26 protein-coding genes, 1 pseudogene and 1 riboswitch are annotated in these 22,187 nt (G+C 65.9%); of the genes and pseudogenes, 21 read left to right on the top strand and 6 right to left on the bottom strand.

The annotated features are described in order from the left end of the window. Positions 1 to 53 precede the first annotated feature (53 nt). Genes JT720_RS05045 through JT720_RS05030 form a run of 4 tightly spaced genes read left to right on the top strand, consistent with a single transcriptional unit; the run spans position 54 to position 2,786 of the window. Complete coding sequence (locus JT720_RS05045; RefSeq protein WP_205479783.1) at positions 54 to 563, top strand: DUF4402 domain-containing protein; 510 nt, start codon at positions 54 to 56, stop codon at positions 561 to 563. Positions 564 to 607: 44 nt separating this feature from the next. Further along, positions 608 to 808 carry a zinc-finger domain-containing protein gene (locus tag JT720_RS05040; RefSeq protein ID WP_205479782.1) on the top strand — a complete coding sequence of 67 codons (201 nt, stop codon included), beginning with the start codon at positions 608 to 610 and terminating at the stop codon, positions 806 to 808. Continuing rightward, positions 805 to 2,229 (top strand): metalloprotease TldD, encoded by a 1,425-nt coding sequence (gene tldD, locus JT720_RS05035; RefSeq protein ID WP_205479780.1) that lies wholly within the window; start codon positions 805 to 807, stop codon positions 2,227 to 2,229. Before JT720_RS05040 ends, tldD begins: the two co-directional genes overlap by 4 nt. A 23-nt stretch (positions 2,230 to 2,252) precedes the next feature. Further along, positions 2,253 to 2,786: a DUF924 family protein gene (locus JT720_RS05030; RefSeq protein ID WP_336511938.1), complete on the top strand. Its 534-nt coding sequence runs from the start codon at positions 2,253 to 2,255 to the stop codon at positions 2,784 to 2,786. A gap of 89 nt (positions 2,787 to 2,875) precedes the next feature. Here JT720_RS05030 and JT720_RS05025 read toward each other — a convergent pair whose 3' ends face one another. From JT720_RS05025 to recQ, 3 genes are read right to left on the bottom strand one after another with little or no spacing between them, the layout of a single operon-like run. Beyond that, positions 2,876 to 3,283 carry a protein tyrosine phosphatase family protein gene (locus JT720_RS05025; protein ID WP_205479779.1) on the bottom strand — a complete coding sequence of 136 codons (408 nt, stop codon included), beginning with the start codon at positions 3,281 to 3,283 and terminating at the stop codon, positions 2,876 to 2,878. Beyond that, positions 3,267 to 4,208, bottom strand: coding sequence for a sterol desaturase family protein (locus tag JT720_RS05020; protein ID WP_205479777.1), 942 nt, complete (start codon positions 4,206 to 4,208; stop codon positions 3,267 to 3,269). Before JT720_RS05020 ends, JT720_RS05025 begins: the two co-directional genes overlap by 17 nt. A gap of 31 nt (positions 4,209 to 4,239) precedes the next feature. Beyond that, a complete protein-coding gene (gene recQ, locus JT720_RS05015; RefSeq protein WP_205479776.1) occupies positions 4,240 to 5,994 on the bottom strand; it encodes a DNA helicase RecQ in 1,755 nt (584 codons plus the stop codon). A 75-nt stretch (positions 5,995 to 6,069) separates the two neighbouring features. Between recQ and JT720_RS05010 the strand changes: the two genes are divergently transcribed. Together JT720_RS05010 and JT720_RS05005 are read left to right on the top strand one after the other, a co-directional pair. Beyond that, positions 6,070 to 7,524: a helicase HerA domain-containing protein gene (locus tag JT720_RS05010; RefSeq protein ID WP_205479774.1), complete on the top strand. Its 1,455-nt coding sequence runs from the start codon at positions 6,070 to 6,072 to the stop codon at positions 7,522 to 7,524. A gap of 134 nt (positions 7,525 to 7,658) precedes the next feature. Next, positions 7,659 to 8,525 carry a sulfotransferase domain-containing protein gene (locus JT720_RS05005; RefSeq protein ID WP_237219652.1) on the top strand — a complete coding sequence of 289 codons (867 nt, stop codon included), beginning with the start codon at positions 7,659 to 7,661 and terminating at the stop codon, positions 8,523 to 8,525. 18 nt (positions 8,526 to 8,543) lie between these two features. On the opposite strand, the gene JT720_RS05000 is transcribed toward JT720_RS05005, so the two are convergent. Then, complete coding sequence (locus JT720_RS05000; RefSeq protein ID WP_205479773.1) at positions 8,544 to 10,358, bottom strand: ABCB family ABC transporter ATP-binding protein/permease; 1,815 nt, start codon at positions 10,356 to 10,358, stop codon at positions 8,544 to 8,546. Positions 10,359 to 10,475: 117 nt separating this feature from the next. On the opposite strand from JT720_RS05000, the gene JT720_RS04995 reads away from it, so the two are divergent. The 5 genes from JT720_RS04995 to JT720_RS04975 all read left to right on the top strand — a co-directional run bounded on the left by JT720_RS04995 (position 10,476) and on the right by JT720_RS04975 (position 12,301). Next, a complete protein-coding gene (locus JT720_RS04995; protein ID WP_205479772.1) occupies positions 10,476 to 10,730 on the top strand; it encodes a hypothetical protein in 255 nt (84 codons plus the stop codon). 22 nt (positions 10,731 to 10,752) lie between these two features. Continuing rightward, on the top strand, positions 10,753 to 10,968 hold the full coding sequence (locus JT720_RS04990) for a hypothetical protein (protein ID WP_205479771.1): 216 nt from the start codon (positions 10,753 to 10,755) through the stop codon (positions 10,966 to 10,968). 23 nt (positions 10,969 to 10,991) lie between these two features. Continuing rightward, positions 10,992 to 11,825 (top strand): SDR family oxidoreductase, encoded by an 834-nt coding sequence (locus JT720_RS04985; RefSeq protein WP_237219760.1) that lies wholly within the window; start codon positions 10,992 to 10,994, stop codon positions 11,823 to 11,825. Between the two features lie 117 nt (positions 11,826 to 11,942). Continuing rightward, positions 11,943 to 12,104: a hypothetical protein gene (locus tag JT720_RS04980; protein ID WP_205479769.1), complete on the top strand. Its 162-nt coding sequence runs from the start codon at positions 11,943 to 11,945 to the stop codon at positions 12,102 to 12,104. Between the two features lie 11 nt (positions 12,105 to 12,115). Then, positions 12,116 to 12,301, top strand: coding sequence for a PspC domain-containing protein (locus JT720_RS04975; RefSeq protein ID WP_205479768.1), 186 nt, complete (start codon positions 12,116 to 12,118; stop codon positions 12,299 to 12,301). An 18-nt stretch (positions 12,302 to 12,319) separates the two neighbouring features. Here the strand turns inward: JT720_RS04975 and JT720_RS04970 are convergent, their stop codons facing one another. Beyond that, positions 12,320 to 12,613, bottom strand: a complete 294-nt coding sequence (locus JT720_RS04970; protein ID WP_205479767.1) for an SWIB/MDM2 domain-containing protein — start codon at positions 12,611 to 12,613, stop codon at positions 12,320 to 12,322. Between the two features lie 131 nt (positions 12,614 to 12,744). Between JT720_RS04970 and JT720_RS04965 the strand changes: the two genes are divergently transcribed. From JT720_RS04965 to JT720_RS04925, 9 genes and pseudogenes are all read left to right on the top strand, one after another. Continuing rightward, on the top strand, positions 12,745 to 13,263 hold the full coding sequence (locus JT720_RS04965) for a peroxiredoxin (RefSeq protein ID WP_205479766.1): 519 nt from the start codon (positions 12,745 to 12,747) through the stop codon (positions 13,261 to 13,263). A gap of 74 nt (positions 13,264 to 13,337) precedes the next feature. Further along, on the top strand, positions 13,338 to 13,478 hold the full coding sequence (locus tag JT720_RS04960) for a hypothetical protein (RefSeq protein ID WP_205479765.1): 141 nt from the start codon (positions 13,338 to 13,340) through the stop codon (positions 13,476 to 13,478). A 100-nt stretch (positions 13,479 to 13,578) separates the two neighbouring features. Then, complete coding sequence (locus JT720_RS04955) at positions 13,579 to 13,746, top strand: hypothetical protein (protein ID WP_205479764.1); 168 nt, start codon at positions 13,579 to 13,581, stop codon at positions 13,744 to 13,746. 101 nt (positions 13,747 to 13,847) lie between these two features. After that, complete coding sequence (locus JT720_RS04950) at positions 13,848 to 14,174, top strand: hypothetical protein (RefSeq protein ID WP_205479763.1); 327 nt, start codon at positions 13,848 to 13,850, stop codon at positions 14,172 to 14,174. A gap of 39 nt (positions 14,175 to 14,213) precedes the next feature. Next, the gene (locus tag JT720_RS04945) at positions 14,214 to 14,672 is read left to right on the top strand and encodes a DUF1810 domain-containing protein (RefSeq protein WP_237219651.1); all 459 of its coding nucleotides are present in this window, start codon (positions 14,214 to 14,216) and stop codon (positions 14,670 to 14,672) included. Between the two features lie 221 nt (positions 14,673 to 14,893). Beyond that, the gene (locus tag JT720_RS04940; RefSeq protein ID WP_205479762.1) at positions 14,894 to 15,196 is read left to right on the top strand and encodes a TFIIB-type zinc ribbon-containing protein; all 303 of its coding nucleotides are present in this window, start codon (positions 14,894 to 14,896) and stop codon (positions 15,194 to 15,196) included. A gap of 6 nt (positions 15,197 to 15,202) precedes the next feature. Beyond that, complete coding sequence (locus tag JT720_RS04935; RefSeq protein ID WP_205479761.1) at positions 15,203 to 15,670, top strand: YaiI/YqxD family protein; 468 nt, start codon at positions 15,203 to 15,205, stop codon at positions 15,668 to 15,670. Positions 15,671 to 16,023: 353 nt separating this feature from the next. Next, positions 16,024 to 16,938, top strand: a complete 915-nt coding sequence (locus JT720_RS04930) for an OmpA family protein (RefSeq protein WP_205479760.1) — start codon at positions 16,024 to 16,026, stop codon at positions 16,936 to 16,938. 1,299 nt (positions 16,939 to 18,237) lie between these two features. Further along, positions 18,238 to 19,116 (top strand): annotated as a pseudogene (locus JT720_RS04925) (DUF3644 domain-containing protein); the annotation flags it as partial. Positions 19,117 to 19,184: 68 nt separating this feature from the next. Here JT720_RS04925 and thiC read toward each other — a convergent pair. Beyond that, positions 19,185 to 21,032: a phosphomethylpyrimidine synthase ThiC gene (gene thiC, locus JT720_RS04920; RefSeq protein WP_205479758.1), complete on the bottom strand. Its 1,848-nt coding sequence runs from the start codon at positions 21,030 to 21,032 to the stop codon at positions 19,185 to 19,187. 28 nt (positions 21,033 to 21,060) lie between these two features. Beyond that, a riboswitch (TPP riboswitch) is annotated at positions 21,061 to 21,167 on the bottom strand. Positions 21,168 to 21,262: 95 nt separating this feature from the next. Between thiC and cysD the strand changes: the two genes are divergently transcribed. Beyond that, entirely contained in the window at positions 21,263 to 22,162 is a 900-nt protein-coding gene (gene cysD, locus JT720_RS04915; RefSeq protein WP_205479756.1) for a sulfate adenylyltransferase subunit CysD, read from the top strand. Positions 22,163 to 22,187 lie beyond the last annotated feature (25 nt).

Below are 22,187 nucleotides of genomic sequence, written 5' to 3'. Positions count from 1 at the left end.
TAGTGCGGCATCCCTACCTTGCGGTTCATCACGGACCAAAGTGGGGTGGACACGTGCGACGGATCTGCGCGCTTGCGGCATTGGCAGGCATGACATGGACGGTGCCAGCGGCGGCGGCGCCGGTTGGCGCCGTTCCTGCGGCAAAGGCGCGGGCGCTGCTGTTGACGCCGCTGACGATCACGCGGGTCCAGGACCTGGATTTCGGGACGGTGATGACGTCCAGCACGGCGGGCATGGTTGCGATCAATGCAACAAGCGGGGCCCGCACCACCTCCGGCGGCGTGACAGGACTATCTTCGGCGCTGGGGCAGCGTGCCCGCTTCGCCGGAGCGGGGACGCCCGGGCAGCAGGTGTTCGTTCTGCTCGTGCCCCCGCCCGTGCTCACGAACGGCACCGGCGACACCATTGACGTCCTCGCGATGAGCCTCGATGGTTCTCCCATTCGCACCATCGACAGCAGCCGTGCCTTTTTCGTGGGGGTCGGCGGCGTGCTATCCGTGGCTGCCGACCAGGCGGAGGGTCTCTACTCCGCCGAGTTCGAGATCTACGCCGATTATCAATAGGTGCGTCGGTTGAAGCGAGCGAAGGGGGTTGCTACCTCCTTCCCATGTCAGAAACCATTCCGCCGCCCGAGGTCATCCGGGTCAAGACGAACAGCGTGAAGTGCGACGGTTCGGGCCAGATCGACCCGTCCCTCGGCCATCCACGCGTGTTCCTTCGCATCGATGAGAAGGGCTTCGTCGATTGCGGCTATTGCGACCGCCGCTTCATCCTGGAGGGCGGGCCGGCGGACGCGGCGGCGGCGTGACCCTGCATGACCCGAGGCGCTTCATCTACCGTGAGGCGCTGGACCCCGACGAGGCGAAGCGCCTGGCCGCGCGCCACCTCGGCGGCTGCGAGGATGGCGAGCTGTTCCTCCAATATCGCGCGTCGGAGGCGTTCGGCTTCGACGACGGTCGGCTGAAGACGGCCGACTACAACACCGGCACCGGTTTCGGCCTGCGCGGCGTCACGGGCGAAACGACAGCCTTCGCCCATGCCAACGAGATCAGCGTCGCCGCGATCGAACGGGCGGCGGCGACCTTGCAGCTGCTCGACCCGGCCAAGGGTTCGCACGCCGCGCCGCCGCCGCGCACCAACCAGGCGATGTATGGCGCGGACGATCCGCTCAGCCTCATCCCGTTCGCCGACAAGGTCGCGCTCTGCCAGCAGATCGACGCCGCCGCCCGCGCCCGCGATCCGCGGGTCGCCCAGGTCAGTGTTGGCCTCCAGGCGAGCTGGAGCGTGGTCGAGATCGTGCGGGCGGACGGCTTCGTCGCGACGGACGTCCGGCCACTCGTGCGCCTGAACGTCTCGATCGTCGCCAAGCAAGGCGATCGGCGCGAGATGGGCTTCCATGGCCTGGGCGGGCGCTACCTCTACGACCGCCTGTTCGACCCGGCGACCTGGAACCGCGCCATCGACATCGCACTGGCGCAGGCGCTGGTGAACCTCGAGGCGGTGGACGCCCCCGCCGGGGAGATGACCGTGGTCTGCGGCCCCGGCTGGCCGGGCGTGCTGCTGCACGAGGCGGTCGGCCACACGCTGGAAGGCGATTTCAACCGCAAGGGCACCAGCACCTTCTCGGGTCGGATCGGCGAGCGCATCGCCGCACCGGGGGTGACGGTGGTGGACGACGGCGCCATGGGCGAGCGCCGCGGCTCGCTGACCATCGACGACGAGGGGACGCCGACGGGGCGCACGACGCTGATCGAGGACGGGATCCTCAAGGGCTACCTCCAGGACCGGCTCAATGCCCGGCTGATGGGCGTGGCGCCCACCGGCAACGGCCGCCGGGAAAGCTTCGCTCACGCCCCCATGCCGCGCATGACCAATACCTTCATGCTCGGCGGGCAGGACGACCCGCAGGAGCTGCTCGGCCGGGTGAAGAACGGCATTTACGCCAAGAGCTTTGGTGGCGGTCAGGTGGATATCACGTCGGGCAAGTTCGTCTTCTCCTGCACCGAAGCCTACAGGATCGAGAACGGCAGGCTCGGCGCGCCGATCAAGGGCGCGACGCTGATCGGCGACGGCCCTACGGTCCTCACCCGGGTCAAGGGCATCGGCAACGACCTGGCGCTGGACGAGGGCGTCGGCATCTGCGGCAAGGGCGGCCAGTCGGTCCCGGCCGGCGTGGGTCAGCCGACTTTGCTGATCGACGGCCTGACGGTCGGCGGGACTGCCGCCTGACCACTCGTCCGGCCTCGGGACAGGTGGACTGGCGCGGGGAGGTGCTGGGCTTCTGGTTCGGCCTTCCCGACGAGCGCTGGTGGAAGGCGGACGCCGCCTTCGACGTGGAGGTCCGCGACCGTTTCGAGGAGCTGTACGAGGAACAGCGGCAGTATCCGGCCGAAACCTTCCTCACGGATCCGCGCGCGGCGCTCGCCGCCGTGGTGCTGTTCGACCAGTTCCCGCGGAACATGTACCGGGGCCATGCCGACCAGTTCGCGACCGACCTGCTGGCGCTCGCCATCGCAAAAGGGGCGGTCGCGCGCGAGTACGACGGGCAGCTCTCCCCACGCGAGCGCGGCATGCTCTACATGCCCTTCCAACATAGTGAAGAGCTGGACGATCAGCGCCAGTCGCTGCTGCTGTTCACCGCGCTAGGCGACGACTACCAGCTCGGCTTTGCGCGGAAGCACCACGACGTCATCGCCCGCTTCGGCCGATTCCCGCATCGCAACGCCATGCTCGGCCGGCAGCCTCGGCCGGAAGAGCTTGCGGCGGGCGACGTGACCCCGTTCTAGTGTCGTCACCCCGGGCTCGACCCGGGGTCTGCCTTCCCTCGCGCACCCCAAGGGAGAGGCGGATCCCGGCTCAGGGCCGGGATGACGGCTTACAGCAAGTGCCTGACGGGCCCGAGATCATACCCCGCCTGTCCGGCGCAGCGTTGCAGTTCCTCCGGGTCGGCTCCGTCCTGCCGCTTGGCCACGGCCCACGCATAGGTGGAGCGGGTTCCGGTTCGGCAGAAAGCCAGCAGTTTGCCATCACCTGCGGCGTGGATCGCGTCGCGCATGGCGTCGACGTCCGCTGGCCCGATGCCGCGCGAGATCGGGATACTCCGATACTCCAGGCCTGCCGCTTCTGCGGCCTGCTGGATCTGGGCGGACAGGGGTTGACCCGGCTCTTCGCCGTCGGGACGGTTGTTGACGATCAGGGTGACGCCATGACGCTGCGCCTCCTCGAGCTGGTCCGGCCGGAGCTGGCCGCAAACAAGGGTCTTGTCGTCAAGCTGCTTGAACATGGTCGGCTCCCCGCTGGACTCCGGTGGGCTCTGACGCGCTACCCCCAGGCTGCTGCTGGCGCCAGCGCTCCCGGATCATTTCGCTCGTCTCGCGGCTGCCGTCGTGACTCCAGCCGGGCTCGCGCAGGAGGTAGCCGAGCTTGTGCCGCCACGGCGCGGACCACAGGTCGCGGGCGATGCCGGCCCACTCGTGCAGGGCCGCCCACAGGATGTTGAAGGAGCCGAGCGGCTTGACGATGCCATAGTTCGGCCGGTCTTCGTCCCGCTCGGGCTCGAAGGTGCCGAACATGCGGTCCCAGACGATGAACACGCCGGCATAATTGCGGTCGAGATAGCGTGGGTTCACCGCATGGTGGACGCGGTGGTGCGAGGGCGTGTTCATCACCGCCTCGAACCAGCGCGGACAGCGTCCGATCACCTCCGTGTGGATCCAGAACTGGTAGACCAGGTTCACGCCGGCGCAGAACAGCACCATCGCCGGCGGGAAGCCGAGGAGGAACAGCGGCATTCGGAACAGGAAGGCGAGGCTGAAGAAGCCCGTCCAGGTCTGCCGCAGCGCCGTGCTGAGGTTATAGCGCTGGCTGGAATGATGGACGACATGGCTTGCCCAGAACCAGCGTACCCGATGCGCGGAACGGTGGAAGACGTAATAGGCGAGGTCATCGAGGACGAAGCACAGGACGAACGCCCACCAGGTCCACGGCACGTTCACCAGCCGAAATTGCCACACCCACGTCGCCAGCGCGAACACCAGACCGCCCAGAAGCAGGCCCGCAACCACGCTGCCGGTGCCCAGCCCGAGCGAGGTGAGCGTGTCCTTGCCGTGGAACAGGGCCTGCCGCCGGGAGCGCGCCACCAGCATCTCCGCCAGCAGAAGCAGGACGAAGCCCGGGATCGCCCAATGCACCGGGTCGGGCAGGTTCATGGCCTCTGCTTACACGAGCCGGGCGGCACTGTCAGGCGGCGTGCGCCCGCACCGCCTCCAGGAAGGCGTCGCCGTAGCGCTGCAGCTTGGTCTCGCCGACGCCCTGCACCCGGCCGAGCTCCGCCAGCGTGCGCGGGCGGGCGGCGGCGATCTCCCTGAGCGTGCTGTCGTGGAAGACGACGTACGGCGGCACCCCCGCGTCCTGCGCCAGCACCCGGCGCACGTCGCGCAGGAGGTCGAACAGCGGATCGGCCGGCCCGTCGTCCGCCCGCCGCCGCTTGCGCCGCGCGGGTGGTACGGCGATCACCACCGGCTCCTCACCCTTGAGGATCGGCTTGGCGCCCGGCCCGAAGCTCAGTCCGCCGTAATCGTCCGCCCGCAGCGCATCGCGCGCCACCAGCGCCCGCGCGACCGGCTTGACCAGCTTCAGCTCCTCTTCCGTGCAGATGCCGAACACGGACAGGCGGTGGTGCCCGAAGCTGTGCACCTTGTCCGTCTCCTTGCCGCCCAGCACGTCGGCCAGGTGAGTGACCCCGAACCGCATCTCCGTCCGGAAGGCGGCGGAGAGGAACTTGCGCGCGACCTCCGTCACGTCAATTGTCGCTGGCGGCTCGAGGCAGTTGTCGCAATTGCCGCAGCTTGCCGGCGGCTCCTCCCCGAAGTGGCGCAGCAGCACCGCGCGGCGGCAGCCCGGCGTTTCCACCAGCGCCGCCAGCGCGTTGAGCTTGTCGAGCTCGAACGCGCGCCGGTCGGGCGGCACCTCCTCGGCGATCCGCTGCCGGGCGAGGGTAAAGTCCTTCGCGGCCCAGAACAGCCACGCCTCCGCTGGCTCCCCGTCGCGCCCGGCGCGGCCGGTCTCCTGATAATAGGCCTCGATCGACTTGGGCGTCGCGGCATGCGCCACAGTCCTCACGTCCGGCTTGTCGATGCCCATGCCGAAGGCGATGGTCGCGGCCATCACCATCTCTTCCGAATTGACGAAGGCGGCCTGGTTGCGCGCGCGGACCTCCGGTGGAAGCCCGGCATGATAGGGTAGCGCGGGCCGACCCGTGTCGCCCAGCTCCGCCGCCAGCTTCTCCGTCTCCTTGCGGCTCGGCGCATAGACGATCGCCGGGCCGGGCCGCTCCGCCAGCAATTGCTTGAGCTGCTTGCCGGTCTGCTCGCGCTGGCGGATGACGTAGCGGATGTTCGGCCGGTCGAAGCCCGCGACGATCAGCCCGTCTTCCGCGATCCCGAGCTGCATCAGGATATCGGTCCGCGTCCGCCGGTCGGCGGTGGCGGTCAGGGCGAGCCGAGGCACCTCCGCATGCTCCTCCAGCAAGCGCCGCAGCTGGCGATAGTCGGGCCGGAAATCATGCCCCCACTCGCTGACGCAATGCGCCTCGTCGATGGCGATCAGCGACAGGTGCACCCGGTCCAGCATCCGCCGGAAGCCTTCGCCCGTCGCCCGCTCCGGCGCCACGTACAGCAGGTCCAGCTCGCCCGACAGGAAGCGCTTCGCCACCGCCTCGCGGTCATCGGCCGAGGTCAGCGATGCCGCCCGGATACCCAGCGCATCCGCCGCCCGGATCTGGTCGTGCATCAGCGCGATCAGCGGCGACACGACCAATGCCGTCCCTTCGCGCGCCAGCGCCGGCAGCTGGTAGCAGAGCGACTTGCCCGCCCCCGTCGGCATCACCGCCAGCGTATGCTGTCCGGCCAGCACGCGCCCCACCACCTGCTCCTGCACGCCGCGGAAGCCATTGAAGCCAAAGGTGGAACGCAGGATGTGGTGCGGGTCGGTCACAGCGGCCCCTTTCGGGCGGCGCCGCGCCGGGCGCAAGCTTGTAAGCGGCCCGTCAGCCGTCCAAACGGCGTGGCAATGACGGTAAGCGTGGACATGGGGCAGGACGGCCACGGCAAGGCCGTCACGATCGATCTTGAGGAGCTGCTGGCGACGCGGCTGCTGGTGCAGGGCAACAGCGGCTCGGGCAAGTCGCACCTGCTGCGGCGCCTGCTGGAGAAGAGCGCCGGCCAGGTGCAGCAGGTGGTGATCGATCCCGAGGGCGATTTCGTCACGCTGGCCGACCGCTACGGCCATGTCGCGGTGGAGGCCGCCGACCTGCACGAGAAGGATATCGCCCGCCTCGCAGGCCGCATTCGCGAGCATCGTGCGTCCGTGGTGCTGAGCCTCGAGGGGCTGGAGGCCGAAGGGCAGATGCGCTGCGCCGCTGCTTTCCTGTCCGGCCTGTTCGATGCCCCGCGCGAGCATTGGTATCCGGCGCTGGTGGTGGTTGACGAGGCCCAGTTGTTCGCCCCTGCCGGCGGCGGCGAGGTGGCGGAGGAGGTGCGGCGAGCCTCGCTGTCCGCGATGACCAACCTCATGTGTCGCGGCCGCAAGCGCGGGCTGGCCGGCGTCATTGCCACCCAGCGCCTGGCCAAGCTCGCCAAGAATGTCGCGGCCGAGGCCTCCAACTTCCTGATGGGCAGGACCTTCCTGGACATCGACATGGCCCGCGCCGCCGACCTGCTCGGCATGGAGCGCCGCCAGGCGGAGATCATCCGCGACCTGCCGCGCGGCACCTTCCTGGCGCTTGGCCCGGCCATCTGCCGACGACCCGTGTCGGTTGCGATCGGCGCGGTGGAGACGCAGGCGCGCTCGATGAGCCCGAAGCTCGTTCCGCTTCCCGAAGCGCCAGCGGAAGGGGAGATGCAGGGGCTCCTGTTCGCTCCCGGCGACGACGCCCCTCCCGTCACGCCGGCCCTGAACCGGGGTTCGCCTGCCCCCTTGCCGTCCGAAGCACTCCTCCAGTCACTGGCCGCCAGCGCCCCCACTCGCGCGGACGCGACCCCGGACAAGACCGACGAGGAAACCGCCACCGTGGTCGCCGACGTCCTGCGCGCCCTCGTCGCCGATCCGGACAGCGGCGGCCGCTCGTCTTCCGTCCTCTACCAGGACTTCACCATTCGCTGCCGCATGGCGGGGGTGATGCGCGCACCGCTCGACCTGCCGGCCTTCACCCGCCGCCTGTCCATGGCCCGCGCCGGCATCTTCGACGCGGCCGACGAGAGCTGGGAGGAGGCACTCCAGGCCGCCGGCGAGCTCCCGGACGACATGCTCGGTCCCTTCCTGCTCCTCGCCCGCGCCGCCCGCGATCGCGAGCCCTGCCCCTCGGACGAGGCCATCGCCGCGAGCTACGGCACCGCCAGCCTGGGCCGCGTCCGGCGCCTTCTGCAATATATCGAAAGCCGCGAGCTGATCGTCACCCGCGTCGACCTGAGCGGCAAGCGCAGCATTGCAATCCCGAGGCTGGGGTGGGCGACCGCGGCGGCCTGAGCTCCGAACACCGGCCGCAGCGACCGAAGCTTTCGCTCTACTCCCTCTTGGAACTCGACTCCCGTCCCGATCGACAGCGATCATGCTCATGGGCGCACAATCAGGACGCAGCGTGGCCGTTCGGGAGTCAGCACTTGGAACTCGCAATCACCCGCCCTCGCATCAAGGCTCTCGCAAAGGGGGTGAAGCGCCGCTGGCGGGATGAGCCCCGGTTACGCGCCGCGGCCGCGCAGGCCGACGCCTTCCTGATCTCCTTCCCCAAGAGCGGACGCACCTGGCTGCGCTTCCTCTTGTCCAGCTATTATGCCGAAGCGGCCGGGCTCGGCTTCCAGCCGGACCTGACCACCACGTTCCGAGTGTTGCCAAACTTCGACTTCGATCCGGTGCGCGGCCTGGGTGCTTCCGTCGAAACTGCAGGCGGCGGGCGGTATCCGCGTGTGCTCGTCAGCCATCTGCCGTTCTCCGAGCGCATCTTCCTCGACCGGCCGATCGCCTTCCTGGTCCGCGACCCCCGAGACGTGCTCGTTTCGGCCTACTTCCATGCAACCCGGCACAAGCATGTCTTCGCTGGGGGAATCGACGAGTTCTTGGAGGACCGGACTTACGGGATCCAGGCCCTCTGTCGCTTCCTCAATGGCTGGGCGGATGCATTGCAGGAGCGCAGGCACCTGGTTCTCAGCTACGAGCAATTGCAGGCCAGCCCCGAGCTGGAGGTCGAGCGCCTGCTCAGGTTCCTCGGAACCGCGCCTGACCCCGAGGTGGTGCGGAGGGCCATCGCCGCATCCCGTTTCGATCGCATGCGCACGCTCGAGCGGGTCGGCGGCATTCCAGGCCACGACTATGATCGGCAAGACGATGCGAGCCTCAGGATGCGCAACGGGGAGGCGAGATCCTTCGGCAAGTGGCTGAATGCGGACCAGGCCGCCCGCGTGCTGGAGCGCTGCCGGGCCGACCTCAGTTCCGAGGCGTGGGCTCTGCTCGGGGCAACCGGCATCCACTAGAGGGGCGGCGGCAGCGCTCTACTCCGCCGCTTCCTGCATCTCCCGTTCGGAAGCCTGCCGCGCCCACAGCTCGGCGTAGAGGCCGCCCTTGCGCAGCAGCTCGGCGTGCGTTCCGCGCTCCGCGACCCGACCCTGGTCCAGCACCACGATCTGCTCGGCCCCGACGATGGTCGAAAGGCGGTGGGCGATGGTGATGGTGGTCCGGTTGCGGGCAACCTCGTTCAGCGTCGCCTGGATCGCTTCCTCCGTGCGGCTGTCGAGCGCGCTGGTGGCCTCGTCCAGGATCAGCACCGGCGGGTTCTTCAGCAGGGTGCGGGCGATCGCGACCCGCTGCTTCTCGCCGCCCGAGAGCTTCAGCCCGCGCTCTCCGACCATTGAGTCATAGCGGTCGGGAAGCGCCGCGATGAAAGTATCGATCGAGGCGCCGCGTGCGGCCGCCTCCACCTCGACCTGTGCCGCTCCGTCTCGCCCGTAGGCGATGTTGTAGCCGATCGTGTCGTTGAACAGCACGGTATCCTGCGGAACGATGCCGATCGCCGCGCGGAGCGAAGCCTGGGTCACGCCGGCAATGTCCTGCCCGTCGATGGTGATCCGTCCCGCATTGGGGTCGTAGAAGCGGTACAGCAGCCGCGCCAGCGTCGACTTGCCCGCCCCCGAGGGCCCAACCACCGCGCAGGTGGTACCCGGAGGCACGTCGAGCGTAATGCCCTTCAGGATCGGTCGCTCCGGGTCATAGCCGAAATGCACGTCCTCGAACCGGACATGACCGCGGCCGACGTGCAGCGTCTCGGCGCCCGGCCGGTCCACCACCTCCGCGGGCGTGTCGAGCAGCCGGAACATGGCATCCATGTCGGTCAGGCCCTGACGGATGGTGCGGTACACGGTCCCCAGCATGTCGAGTGGCCGGAAGAGCTGCATGAGGAGGGTGTTCACGACCACGACCTGCCCCGGCGAGAACTGCCCGCGGCTCCAGCCCCAGACGGTGTACCCCATGGCACCCGCCATCAGCAGGTTGGTGATGAAGCTCTGCCCGATGTTCATCCAGGCGAGCGAGGTTTCGACCTTGACGGTTGAACGGGCGAGCCGCTCGACTGCACGCCCGTACAGCTTCTGCTCGCGTTGCTCCGCGTTGAAGTATTTGACGGTTTCGAAGTTCAGCAGGCTGTCGACGGCGCGGGCCGTTGTTGCCGTATCCTCCTCCGTCCATTGCTCGCGGAGGCGAACCCGCCAGTCCGTGACCGTCTTGGTGAACCAGATGTAGGCGATCACCGCGAGGGCCGTCGCTCCGACCAGGCCTGGGCCGAACTCGGTCCAGAACAGCACGGCCACGATGCTCAGCTGCAGCACCGTGGGCGCCAGGTTGAACAGCAGGAAGTAGAGCATCATGTCGATGCTCTTCGATCCCCGCTCGATGATCTTGGTGACCGCCCCCGTGCGCCGTTCCAGGTGGAAGCGGAGGGACAGCTGGTGGAGGTGCGCGAAGGTCTGTTCGGACAGGTGGCGCGTGGCTTCCTGGCCCACCGTCTCGAAGATGGCGTTGCGCAGATTGTCGAGCAGCACACCCCCGAACCGGGCGGCGGCATAGGCGCAGACCAGCGCCACCGCGATCCCCGCGGCCGCCTCCCGACCGGCGGTCATCCGGTCGATGGCGGCGCCGAACGCCTTGGGCATCACCAGGGTAGTGAGGGTGATCGACAGCACGACCAGGGTGAAGGACCCCACCACCCGCAGCTTGAGCCCGGGTCGATTGTCCGGCCACAGGAACGGGAGGAAGCGCAGCAGGGTGCGAATTCCCGATCCTTCTCGTGCCTGCTGATCTGCGGTGGGCGCCATCTTCTGCTCAGGTAGGCACGAGGGGCCCGCCGGGCAATGCACACCGGGCCGTAACAACGGGAACAAGCCGCCGTGCTGCGCGGTTGACCCCGCAAGTTCGGATCATGAGGTTTCCCAATGGGCCCCGTAAGTTACGTCATCGCTATCCTGGGCTGTGCCGACGGTTCGGCAGCTTGCCAGCAGGTCGCTGTCGTCCCCGCTCGCTACGAAACTCAGGCAGCGTGCCAGGCCGCCACCGCCGACGCCCTGGCAACCAGCAGTGAGTTCGACTTCCCGACCATCGTCGCGCAGTGCCGCGCCGCCAAACCCCAGCCCGCCGCGATCAAGCGCGAGCCGCGCCGCGCGACTGCCGTTGCCCAGCGGCAGGGCTGAACCAACTTTCCGGAGCAGAGCCATGAGCAAGAGCCAGCATAACCCGAACGATGGGCAGTGGACCCAGAACCAGAACAACGAGATGTCGGACGACCCGGGCGACGGCAGCCGCAAGGCGTTCAAGCCTGGACCCACGGGAAGCACGCCGCTCGAAAAGGCTCCGCCGAACGACAGGCAGGACCAGTCCACCATCGAGGCGTTCGGTGAAGAAGGCGCGGGCATCGCGCCCAAGGAGTAGAGCCGGTGGCCGAGACGATCGACATGGTCAACGAGGACCAGCTGCCGGGGCATGAGAGCGAGCTCGAGCCCAAGCCGGACTGGACACCGCGCTATCCGGGCTCCGGCCGGCTGAAGGACAAGGTGGCCATCGTGACCGGGGCCGACAGCGGCATCGGCCGCGCGATTGCGGCGCTCTTCGCTCGGGAAGGCGCGGACGTCGCCATCCTCTACCTGTGCGAACATGACGATGCTCAAAAGACCAAGGCGATCGTCGAGGGCGAGGGTCGCCGGGCCATCGCCATCCCTGGCGACCTCGGCGACAAGCAGTTCTGCGAGCGGGCCGTTCAGCAGGTGGTGGATACGTTCGGCAGGCTCGACGTGCTGGTGAACAACGCGGGGGAGCAGCACCCCGACAAGGACATCCGGGACATCACCGACGAACAGCTGCGGCGAACCTTCCAGACCAACATCTTCTCGATGTTCTACATGGTCCAGGCAGCCCGACCCCATCTCAGATCGGGCGCGGCCATCGTCAACTGCACCTCCGTGACCATGTACAAGGGCGCCGAGATCCTGCTCGACTATTCCGCCACCAAGGGCGCGATCACGGCTTTCACGCGATCGTTGAGCCAGAACCTGATCAAGGACGGCATCCGGGTCAACGCGGTGGCTCCGGGTCCGATCTGGACTCCGCTCAACCCGTTCGGTGGGCAGCCCAAGGAGAAGATCCCGGAGTTCGGGAAAGACACGCCGATGGAGCGCCCCGGCCAACCCAACGAAGTCGCTCCGGCCTTCCTGTTCCTGGCTTGCGAGGATTCCAGCTACATGAGCGGCCAGGTGCTTCACCCCAACGGTGGCACGATCGTCAACGGCTAGTGGGATTTCTCACCAACTCGAGGTGCGAAATCCGCCACCCCGGTCACGATTAGTCTTTTCCGACACTGAAAAGTAAGCACTTTTTCAATTTGGCACGCTCCCTGCAACGAGGATGGCATGGACCCGGTGGTCGGGTCCGCCACGATCAAAGACAGGGAGTTCATCATGTTCGCTTCGACCTCTTCCACCGCTCGCGACATCGCCGTCAGCTTCGCCGGCGCGTTCATCACCGCCATGCTGTTCGTTTCCGCCGCCGTCGGCCCGCTGCCGCTGGCTTGAGAGCGCGGACGATGGACAAGCGCTTTCACCTCAATCGGCGGGACGCCAAGCTGATGGGCGTCGGTGCGGGTCTCGCCGATCACTTCAACATCGACCCGCTGCTCACACGCCTCGGACTGGTCGTCCTGGCCGTAGTCACCTTTCCGGTCGGCGTGCTGCTCTACATCCTGACCGGCTGGCTCGCTTCGGATCGCTGAAGCGAGCCACCCCGGCCCTTAGCGGCCGGCCTTCTCCGGCGAGCGGATGTGCTGGTTCACCTTGGCCGTCATCTGGAACATGCTCAGTCGGTTCTTGCCAACGATCGTTGCCAGGGTCTCGTCCGGCTCGATCTCTCGACCGTCATCCTCGGCCTGCAGCTTATTCTTGTGGATGTAGTCCCAGATCCGGGACGTCACTTCCCCTCGCGCCATGGGGCCTTCGCCGATGATCTCCGCCAGCTCGGGTGAGACATCGACCTCCTGATGCACCGCGTCGGGATTGGTGTCGTCGATCTCGACATGCTTGGACATGATTGTCGCTCCATCCTGTTCTCGGAGCCAACCGGCGGTCTGCGGGTCCGGTTCCTTTCCGTTCGCCGAACCGTTGCCCTTCGCCGCCGTTCGGCTAGGCTTGCCGCTCCGCCCTCGAATGGAGCCGAGTCATGCGCCGCTTCGTCCTTCTTGCCGCTCTGCTCGCCCTGCCCACCGCCGCGACGGCGGCCTTGCCGGTCGGTGCCAAGGCCCCCGACTTCCGCACCCGGGGCGCCCTCGCGGGCAAGCCCTTCACGGTCCACCTGGCCGAACAACTGCGGCATGGTCCGGTCGTGCTCTACTTCTACCCCAAGGCGTTCACCCAGGGCTGCACGCTGGAGACCAAGGCCTTCAGTGATGCCATGCCCGAGTTCCGCAAGGCCGGTGCCCGGGTCATTGGGATGAGCGCCGACGATCTTCCCACCCTGAAGAAGTTCAGCGTCGAGGCGTGCCGGGGCCGCTTCCCTGTCGCTACCGCCTCGCCGGCCGTGATCAAGGCTTATGACGTCAAGCTGCCGGTCGTCAGCATGACCAATCGCACCAGCTATGTGATCGCGCCCGATGGCCGAATCACCTTTGTCCACTCCGACCTGAGCTGGAAGGAGCATGTGCAGAAGACCCTCGCCGCGGTGCAGGCGCTGAAGCGATAGGCGAAGCTGCGCGTCCGCTTTCAAAGCGGCCTCGACAGGCGTATCCTGGCATTCCTTCCAGCAGGAGCAATGCCATGGAAGACCGCCACTACACGGAAGAGCAAGTCACCGGAGCGCGGCAGGAGCATGTCGTTCGCTGGATCCTGGGCGTGTCGCTGCTGCTGATCGTGATCGCCATGTCGCTGGTCTGGGTCATCCCGTCCCTCACGGAGTGAGGGGCCGGGGCGGCACCGGTCCCACGATCGCTCATGACGTCGGAACAGGACCGGTGTTCCGATCGTTCATGACGGAAGCGAAATCAAGATTGGACCCTGCGTGCACCAGACCGCCAACATCATCGAACGCGCCTTTCAGCTGGCGTCCGAAGCCGCCAGCGTCGACGAGATCCGCAAGCAGCTGCGCCAGGAGGGCTATTCCAACGTCGATGCCCATCTGGCGGGCGCGTCCATCCGGGCGGACCTGAAGAAGCGGTTCGCGCGCTAAGCCAGGCGGCAAGCCGAAGTCACTGCGCAAGCGAGCCTTCGGAACTATGCGCTCGTCCGGGCCGCTATACCCTCCTGCTTTCACCAGCAAAGGGCTGAACCATGCGCATCACCAGAACGATCATCGCCGCTGCCGGCTTCGCGGCACTGTCCGCCTGTGGCGGCGGCGGGAACACGGAAGAAAATAATGCGGCCGCAATGGACGCCAACATGATGGCGACCGATCCGATGATGTCCGACCCCAATATGATGGGCGGCGACATGAATGCCGGAATGGGGACCGACATGAACGCGGGGATGAACTCCGGCACGGATGCGGACCTGAACGCCGCCGGCGCCGCTGGAACGACCGGGAACGGCACCGGCACGGACACCGGCACCGGGAACACGGCGGGTAACAGCACGACGCCCCCCACCAACACGCTCTAGTTCCACGGCGAGAGCACGCCGCTTCAACGGGCGCCTGGCTTGCTTCAGGCGCCCCTTTTTTGCCTGAGGCCCAGGATCACGGACCCCTTCAACCTCCAGCGCTTCGTCGACGCGCAGCGCGGCGCATATGAGGGCGCGCTGGCCGAGCTTCATGCCGGTGCCAAGCGCGGGCACTGGATGTGGTTCGTCTTCCCGCAAGCGCGCGGGCTCGGGCGCAGCGCAATGGCGGAGCTTTACGGTATCACCGGGCTGGAGGAGGCACGCGCCTATCTTGCGCACCCCGTGCTCGGGCCACGGCTGCGCGAGAGCGTGGCCGCGGTGCTGGGCCACGCAGGCCAGCGGACCGCCGAGCAGATGTTGGGTCCCGTGGACGCCACCAAGCTGCGATCGTGCCTGACGCTGTTCGAGGCCGCGGGCGGGGGCGAGCCTTTCCCGCAGGCGCTGAGCTTGCTGTTCGCGGGGGAACGCGATCCTGCTACGCTCGTCCTGGTCGCTTGAGGTTGGCGATCTACAGGAGGGTATCATGGCCAAGGGTCAGGTGAAGTCGAACAAGGAAGCGCGCAAGCCCAAGGCGAAGAAGGAGAAGACCATCGCCGCCAATCCGTCTACCAAGGGCACCGTGAAGCGGGACGATTGAGCGCTGCCTTGCCGTCCGGCGCGCGCGCCTTACCTTGAAGCGAACGGATCGGCGCGCCGGCCCGCGGTGAGGAGACAGTCGCATGCAATGTCCGGTGGACGGAACCACGCTGCAGATGAGCGAGCGTTCGGGGATCGAGATCGACTATTGCCCGCAATGCCGGGGCGTGTGGCTGGATCGCGGCGAGCTGGACAAGATCATTGCCCGGAACGCCGAGGCGGAGATGCCGGCCGCGCCCGCCGCGCCGCAGGCTCCCCCGCCGCCGCAGCAACCGGGCGGCCCATGGAGCCAGCCCGGCTATCCGCCGCAGCAGGGCTATGATCCGCGGTATGGGCACAAGCCGTACAAGCGGAAGAAGAGCTTCCTGGAGCAGATCTTCGACTAGGGCGCGTTGCCCGTGAGCGGCGAGCGCGTCCGCATCCTGGTCGACGCCGACGCCTGCCCGGTGAAGGAGGAGGTCTACCGCGTCGCGTGGCGGCGCGAGGTACCGGTGGTCGTGGTCAGCAATCAGCGGCTGCGCGTGCCGGACCATCCGCTGGTCAAGCGGGTGGTGGTCAGCGACAAGTTCGACGCCGCCGACGACTGGATCGCGGCCGAGGCGAACGCGCGGACGGTGGTGATCACCGGGGACATCCTGCTCGCGGACCGCTGCCTGAAGGCCGGCGCGACCGTGCTGGGGCACAACGGCAAGCCCTTCACTAGCGCCAGCATCGGTGGTGCCATCGCCACGCGAGCGATCATGGCCGGCCTGCGGGCGGGCGGAGATGTGGTGGGCGGGCCGGCGCCGTTCGCGAAGGCGGACCGCTCGCGGTTCCTGCAGGCGCTGGATGAGGCGTTGGTGCGGGTGGAGCGCGCCTAACAACGCGAATTCGGGCGGACGAGACTCGCGCCTCTCATGGTGAGAAGCTGAACGAATTCACCGTTTTGCCTCGACCGCGCCTGGTCCAGTCAGGGGCACTTGCATCGGCTCGCCGCTCGACGCGCCCCGGTCACCCCTTAACTTAACGGCGCCTAAACCGGGTCAAAATCCGTTCATCTGCGCGCAAGCTTGGCCTGAACAGTCGGCGCCCGAGCGGTTCAAGCGGGGGCTGCATCACGCAATCTTTCCAGCGAGATGGAAGACGCTCTGACCGCCCGACACGCCATGACCAAGAGGGCCGGACGAATAGTTGCGAACGCATCGGGCCGGCCCCTTTTTAAGGAGCAAGAACAGTGAAGACTTTCGGACGATCGACGATTCCATTGCTGTTGGCCGCGGCTGCGGTGCCAGCCTGGAGCAGCCTCTCTGCGCAGGTGCAGGAACAGGTCGGGGGCGCGGACGCCATTACCGTGACTGGCGAGCTGCCGGCCGATCTGACCGGGTTGCCCAAGGGACCTGAGGTGAAGGGCATCATCTCCGCGCGCAGGGGCGGTCAGATGCAGGTCACTGGCGCCGACGGCAGCAGCACGGCGATCCTTGTTTCGCAAGCCACCGACATCCGGTCCAGCGGAGGCTTTCTCGGCCTCGATCGCGACAAGCTTGGTGCCGACGCGCTGCTCAACGGGCTGCCGGTCACCGTCAAGACGGTGCAATATGGCGGCGGCCTGGTCGCGACCCAGGTGAGGCTCAAGAACAAGAACCTGGCGACCGCTTCGATGATCCGCAACGGAACGGCGCAGCGGTTCGGTGAGCACGACACGGCCATTGCGAAGAATGCGGCGGCGACCGAGGCGCTGCGCGGTCGCGTGGGCGACATCGACAAGTATAACGTCAAGGGTACGACCAACATCTACTTCGACACGGGCAAGTGGAACCTGTCGCGTGAGGAAGAGACCCAGCTTTGCGCGGCTGCGGAGCAGGCCAAGGCGATGGACAACGCGCTGCTGCTCGTTGTCGGCTATACCGATGCGGTCGGCGGCGAGGACTATAACCAGGTCCTCAGCGAGCGGCGCGCCGCCAAGGTCGTCAACTATCTGCAGCAGAAGTGCGGATGGGCGCCCTATCGCATGCTGAGCCCCACCGGCATGGCCGAAGCGGACCCGGCGGCGGACAACACAACCGCCGAAGGCAAGGCCCAGAACCGCCGCGTCGCGGTGAACATCCTGGTGAGCAAGGCCGTCGAAGGTCTCGAACAGCAGGGCGGTTGAGCTTAGCGCCACCGAGCACAAGCGCAGGATTGCCCCGCGATCCTGCGCTTGTGTCGTAGAGATGGCGCTAACCCGACGGCCCTGCCGCGAAGCGGACAGAACCGACGGCGCGGATTCACTCCGCACCGCAGCCCGCCTGACCCGCGAATGTTCACAATGTTCACGGTCGTGGCGAGTTTTCGGACTGTAAAAGTGTGAATGAATGCGAACGGGTCATCATGGGAGATGATCGAGCAAACGGGACCCTACTAGTCAATCGAGACTCGTTGCCGAACCAGAACAGCGATACCTTCACGTCGCAAGCATCGGCGGCGCGATAGGCAGTCGAAACATAATGACCGAGCTCCGCCCCCGTTACGTGGTGCCCGGACCAGCGCCCTTTGCATATGCGGATCCGGCGAAGTTCGCGCGTTGGTGCGGTTGAGGTGATTGGGCCTCGGTCGCAACGCAAACCCCAACTAAGCCAACTACGATCCTGCAGTTTAGCCGCACATGTTCTGAATAGACTTATAGTTTACCACTCCCCTATGAACAACATAGACCTCGGGAGGCGGCACGTGTTGCGTAACTCTGATGAGCTCGGAAGTGTTTGGGAGCAGGCTTCGGTTCCAGTCATTGTCCGACGCAGTAAGAAGGGGCAGTTGCACTGGGTGCGCCTGCCGTACTCGGAAACCAACCGATCTTGGTTACGCAATGGTCGTCGGAGTCGGCCCGACTGGGTGAGTCAAAGTAGACGTTGGGAGATCCCGAAAGCTTGGTTCAACGACTTCGTTGAGAGATCGCTTCGGAAGTTCGGCAGAGTTTTCATCATCCAGCCATTTCGTGAGCAGGAGAAGTGCGCCCCGGCTTGCATGAATGCCGAAGGGCACGAGTGTCAGTGCTCTTGCATGGGAGCAAACCATGGGGCGGGAAACGACGGCAGCTGGTTCGAGGTGAGCGAGGCCTTTGCCACACGTTGGAACCAAGAGGAGTGGGCCTGTCGCCTTCTGGTAGCTAAATGAAGACGGCCTCTCTCACGCCCGCCGAGAAGAGAATTGCCAAGAAGCTTCTCTCTGAAGGGCGAGCCTATCAAGACGTTCAGCAGCTAATAAACACCGGTAGAACCCCGACTATCAACCCCGGTCGGCTCGCCGGTTGGGCTGCTTGGGACGTCGAAGCTGCATCTGACGAGGAAGTTGCTCGTTACCGATACGAAAAGTCGTTAGTCGATCTGAAGAGCGGCCTTTCTCCGATAGATGACGAGCGTCTTTTTCGTGCCCGAGAGGCAATGATGTCGGCTGTACAAATTTTAACAGTCCCAATACCCTCTTTAAGGTTCACATCTTTCCTGTTCTTAGCCAGATAGCTTGGACATATCTGCTACATGAATACTACGAGCGAAAAGGTGTGGTGGTAACTAATGCCGACGGCAATTCGCTTCTGCTAAGCCAGATGCTCAATCGAGAGGACTGTCCGCTTTCGAGTGACGTTAAGAAGAACTTGGTTGCGCTCAAGACACTAAGAGATAGCGTGGAGCACAAGATGCTCTCATCAATCGGACGTTCGTATTGGCCGTTGTTCCAGGCGAATTGTCTAAACTTCGACCAAGCTATTAGGAAGTTGTTTGGTGATTCCCTAGGTTTAGAGAGCTCTCTTTCGCTGGCCCTTCAGTTCGGAAAAATGCAGCTCCAGCAGCTTGCGCAGCTACAAAAGTACGATCTGACCCCTCAAATCGAGGCGATCGATGCTCAGATTTCGGAGGCAGTAGGCCTTACAGGAGCAGAAGGTCCAAGCTACATGTTCAAAGTGAATTACACGTTTGAGAAAGCGACTAAGGGGGAGGCCCATATTGTCTTCACTGAAAACAACAAAGATGCAAATAAGATTTCGACTGTTCTTACCAAAAAAGTTGTAGGCGACGAGCTTTGGCCGTACAAACCTTCTGTCGTTGTCGAAAAGGTGCGGCAAGCCACTGGCGTGGACTTTAGCTCACATCACCATCAATTAGCCTGGAAAAAATATGGAGCCAGGCCTAGGGGAGGCGCAAAAAACCCCTCAGACTGCAAAAAAGACTTTTGTTACTACCACGCAGCGCATCGAGATTATACATACTCTGACAAGTGGGTGGAATTTCTGATAACAGCCGTGAACAACCAAGAAGAGTTTGCCGCCCTAAAGGCGTTCAAACCACAGAAGTAGCACTCCCCCAACCGACCGGGAGCGCCGTAGCGTCCTGATCCTTGCAGCCCCTCTCAATAGCGAGCGCCTCAGTCCGCGACGCGGACGTATATCTCGCCACCTTCGCGATACCGCTCGCTCATCTCTGCCATTCCAGCTTCGGCCTCCTCGACCGCAATGCTCTGCTCCAGCGGAGCATTCTGCTTCGCGGCGAACTCCCTCACCTCCTGCGTGATCTTCATCGAGCAGAACTTCGGGCCGCACATGGAGCAGAAGTGGGCGGTCTTGGCGCCTTCCGCCGGGAGCGTCTGGTCGTGGTAGGCTTCGGCGGTGTCGGGATCGAGGCTGAGGTTGAACTGGTCGCGCCAGCGGAACTCGAAGCGGGCGCGGCTGAGCGCGTCGTCGCGGAGCTTGGCGGCCGGGTGGCCCTTGGCGAGGTCGGCGGCGTGGGCGGCGAGCTTGTAGGTGACGACTCCGACCTTGACGTCGTCGCGGTCGGGGAGGCCGAGATGCTCCTTGGGCGTGACGTAGCAGAGCATGGCCGTGCCGAACCAGCCGATCATCGCCGCGCCGATGCCGCTGGTGATGTGGTCGTAGCCGGGCGCGATGTCGGTGGTGAGCGGCCCCAAGGTGTAGAAGGGTGCCTCGCCGCAGACGGCCAGCTGCTTGTCCATGTTCTCCTTGATCTTGTGCATCGGCACGTGGCCGGGGCCCTCGATCATCACCTGGCAGTCGTGCTCCCACGCCTTCTTCGTGAGCTCGCCGAGCGTATAAAGCTCCGCGAACTGCGCTTCGTCGTTGGCATCGGCGATGCTGCCGGGGCGGAGGCCGTCGCCTAGGCTGAAGCTGATGTCATAGGCCTTCATGATCTCGCAGATCTCGTCGAAGCGCTCGTAAAGGAAGCTCTCGCGATGGTGGGCGAGGCACCACTTGGCCATGATGGAGCCGCCCCGGCTGACGATGCCGGTGACGCGCTTGGCGGTGAGGGGCACGTAGGGCAGGCGGACGCCGGCGTGGATGGTGAAATAGTCGACGCCCTGCTCGGCCTGCTCGATCAGGGTGTCGCGGTAGATCTCCCAGGTGAGGTCCTCGGCGATGCCGCCGACCTTTTCCAGCGCCTGGTAGATGGGGACGGTGCCGATCGGCACGGGCGAGTTGCGGATGATCCATTCGCGCGTGTCGTGGATGTTGCGGCCGGTGCTGAGGTCCATGACCGTGTCCGCGCCCCAGCGGGTGGCCCAGACCATCTTGTCGACCTCGGCGGCGACGTCGGATGCGACGGCAGAGTTGCCGATGTTGGCGTTGATCTTGACCAGGAAGTTGCGGCCGATCGCCATCGGCTCCGACTCGGGGTGGTTGATGTTGGCCGGGATGATGGCGCGGCCGCGGGCGATCTCGTCGCGGACGAACTCCGGCGTGACATGGTCGGGGATGGCGGCGCCGAAGCTCTCACCATCACGCAAAGTCGTCTCGCGCAACTTCTCGCGGCCGAGGTTCTCGCGCACGGCGACATATTCCATTTCGGGCGTGATGATACCGCGGCGGGCGTAATGCATCTGGGTGACGTTGGCGCCCGGCTTTGCGCGGCGGACGCGCTTGCGGACGTTGGGGAAGGGCTGGACGCCCCCGCTGCGGTCGGGGCCGAGCTGGCCGTTGTCCTCTGGCCTTACCTCGCGCTGCGCGACTTCCTCCACGTCGCCGCGCGAGCGAATCCAGTCGCGGCGCAGCTCGGGGAGGCCGGCCATGATGTCGATGCGGGCGTTCGGGTCGGTGTAGGGGCCGGACGGATCGTAGACGGTGACTGGCGGCTCGCCGGAGGAGGGTTCGAGCATCACCTCGCGCATGGCGACCTTGAGCGGGCCGACGTGGATCTTGCGGCTGCCACGGATGGGGCCGGTGGTGACTTTGAGTTCGGTGCGCGCGGGGACGTCGGCCATGGGTGTTCCTCTCCAATGGAGGGAGCACGGGCGAGCCGCTCTCCCTCCCTACGCCGGTGTGAGCCGGATCAGGTTCAGCGGGTCGGACGGAGTTGCACCGCCCCTCTCAGCCGTACGGCTCCCCGGGGATGAGTCGGCTTAGAAAGGAAGGCGGATGCCGGATCAAGTCCGGCATGACGAAAAAGGGTATGCGTCTTCCCTTCGCGCGATGGGCAGGCCAGTAGACGCGCATGAGTTTGAGCCATCTCGACCGCCTCGAGGCCGAAAGCATCCACATCATGCGTGAGGTGGTGGCCGAGTGCGAGAAGCCGGTCTTCCTTTATTCGATCGGCAAGGACAGCAGCGTGATGCTGCACTTGGCGATCAAGGCCTTCTTCCCGTCGAGGCCGCCATTCCCTTTTCTGCATATCGCGTCGGGCTGGGACTTCCGGGCGATGCTGGAGCACCGCGACCGGATGGCGCGCGACCTAGGGATGGACCTCATCGTCTGGCACAATGAGGAGGCTGCGGCGGCGGGGGTGAACCCGTTCGACACGCCGACGCCGACCTACACGCGGCTGATGCTGACGGAGGCACTGACCGCGGCGCTGACGGCCGGCGGCTATGACGCGGCGTTCGGTGGCGGGCGGCGCGACGAGGAGAAGGCGCGGGCCAAGGAGCGCATTTTCTCCTTCCGCACGGCCCAGCATCGCTGGGACCCGAAGAACCAGCGGCCTGAGCTGTGGAACCTGTACAATGCGCGGAAGAACCGGGGCGAGAGCGTGCGGGTGTTTCCGCTGTCCAATTGGACCGAGCTCGATATCTGGCAGTATATCCAACGGGAGGGCATCCCGATCGTGCCGCTCTACCTCGCCGCTCCGCGCCCCACCGTGGTGCGCGACGGGACCATGCTGATGGTCGACGACGAGCGGATGCAGCTTCGGCCGGGGGAAGAGGTGATTGAGCGGGTGATCCGCTTCCGCACCATGGGCTGCTACCCCCTGACCGGGGCCACGGAGAGCGCCGCCACCACCCTGGATGACGTCATTGCGGAAATGGCGGCAGCGCGGACGTCGGAGCGCGAGGGCCGGGTGATCGACCGCGACCAGAGCGCGAGCATGGAGCGGAAGAAGCAGGAGGGCTATTTTTGAGCGTCTTCGTCACTCCCGCGGAGGC

It is taken from the genome of Sphingomonas arenae, assembly GCF_016924655.1.
In the GTDB taxonomy this organism is placed as follows: domain Bacteria; phylum Pseudomonadota; class Alphaproteobacteria; order Sphingomonadales; family Sphingomonadaceae; genus Sphingomicrobium; species Sphingomicrobium arenae.
Note: the sequence above shows the minus strand (reverse complement) of the source record. Positions and strands in the feature narration are given on the sequence as shown.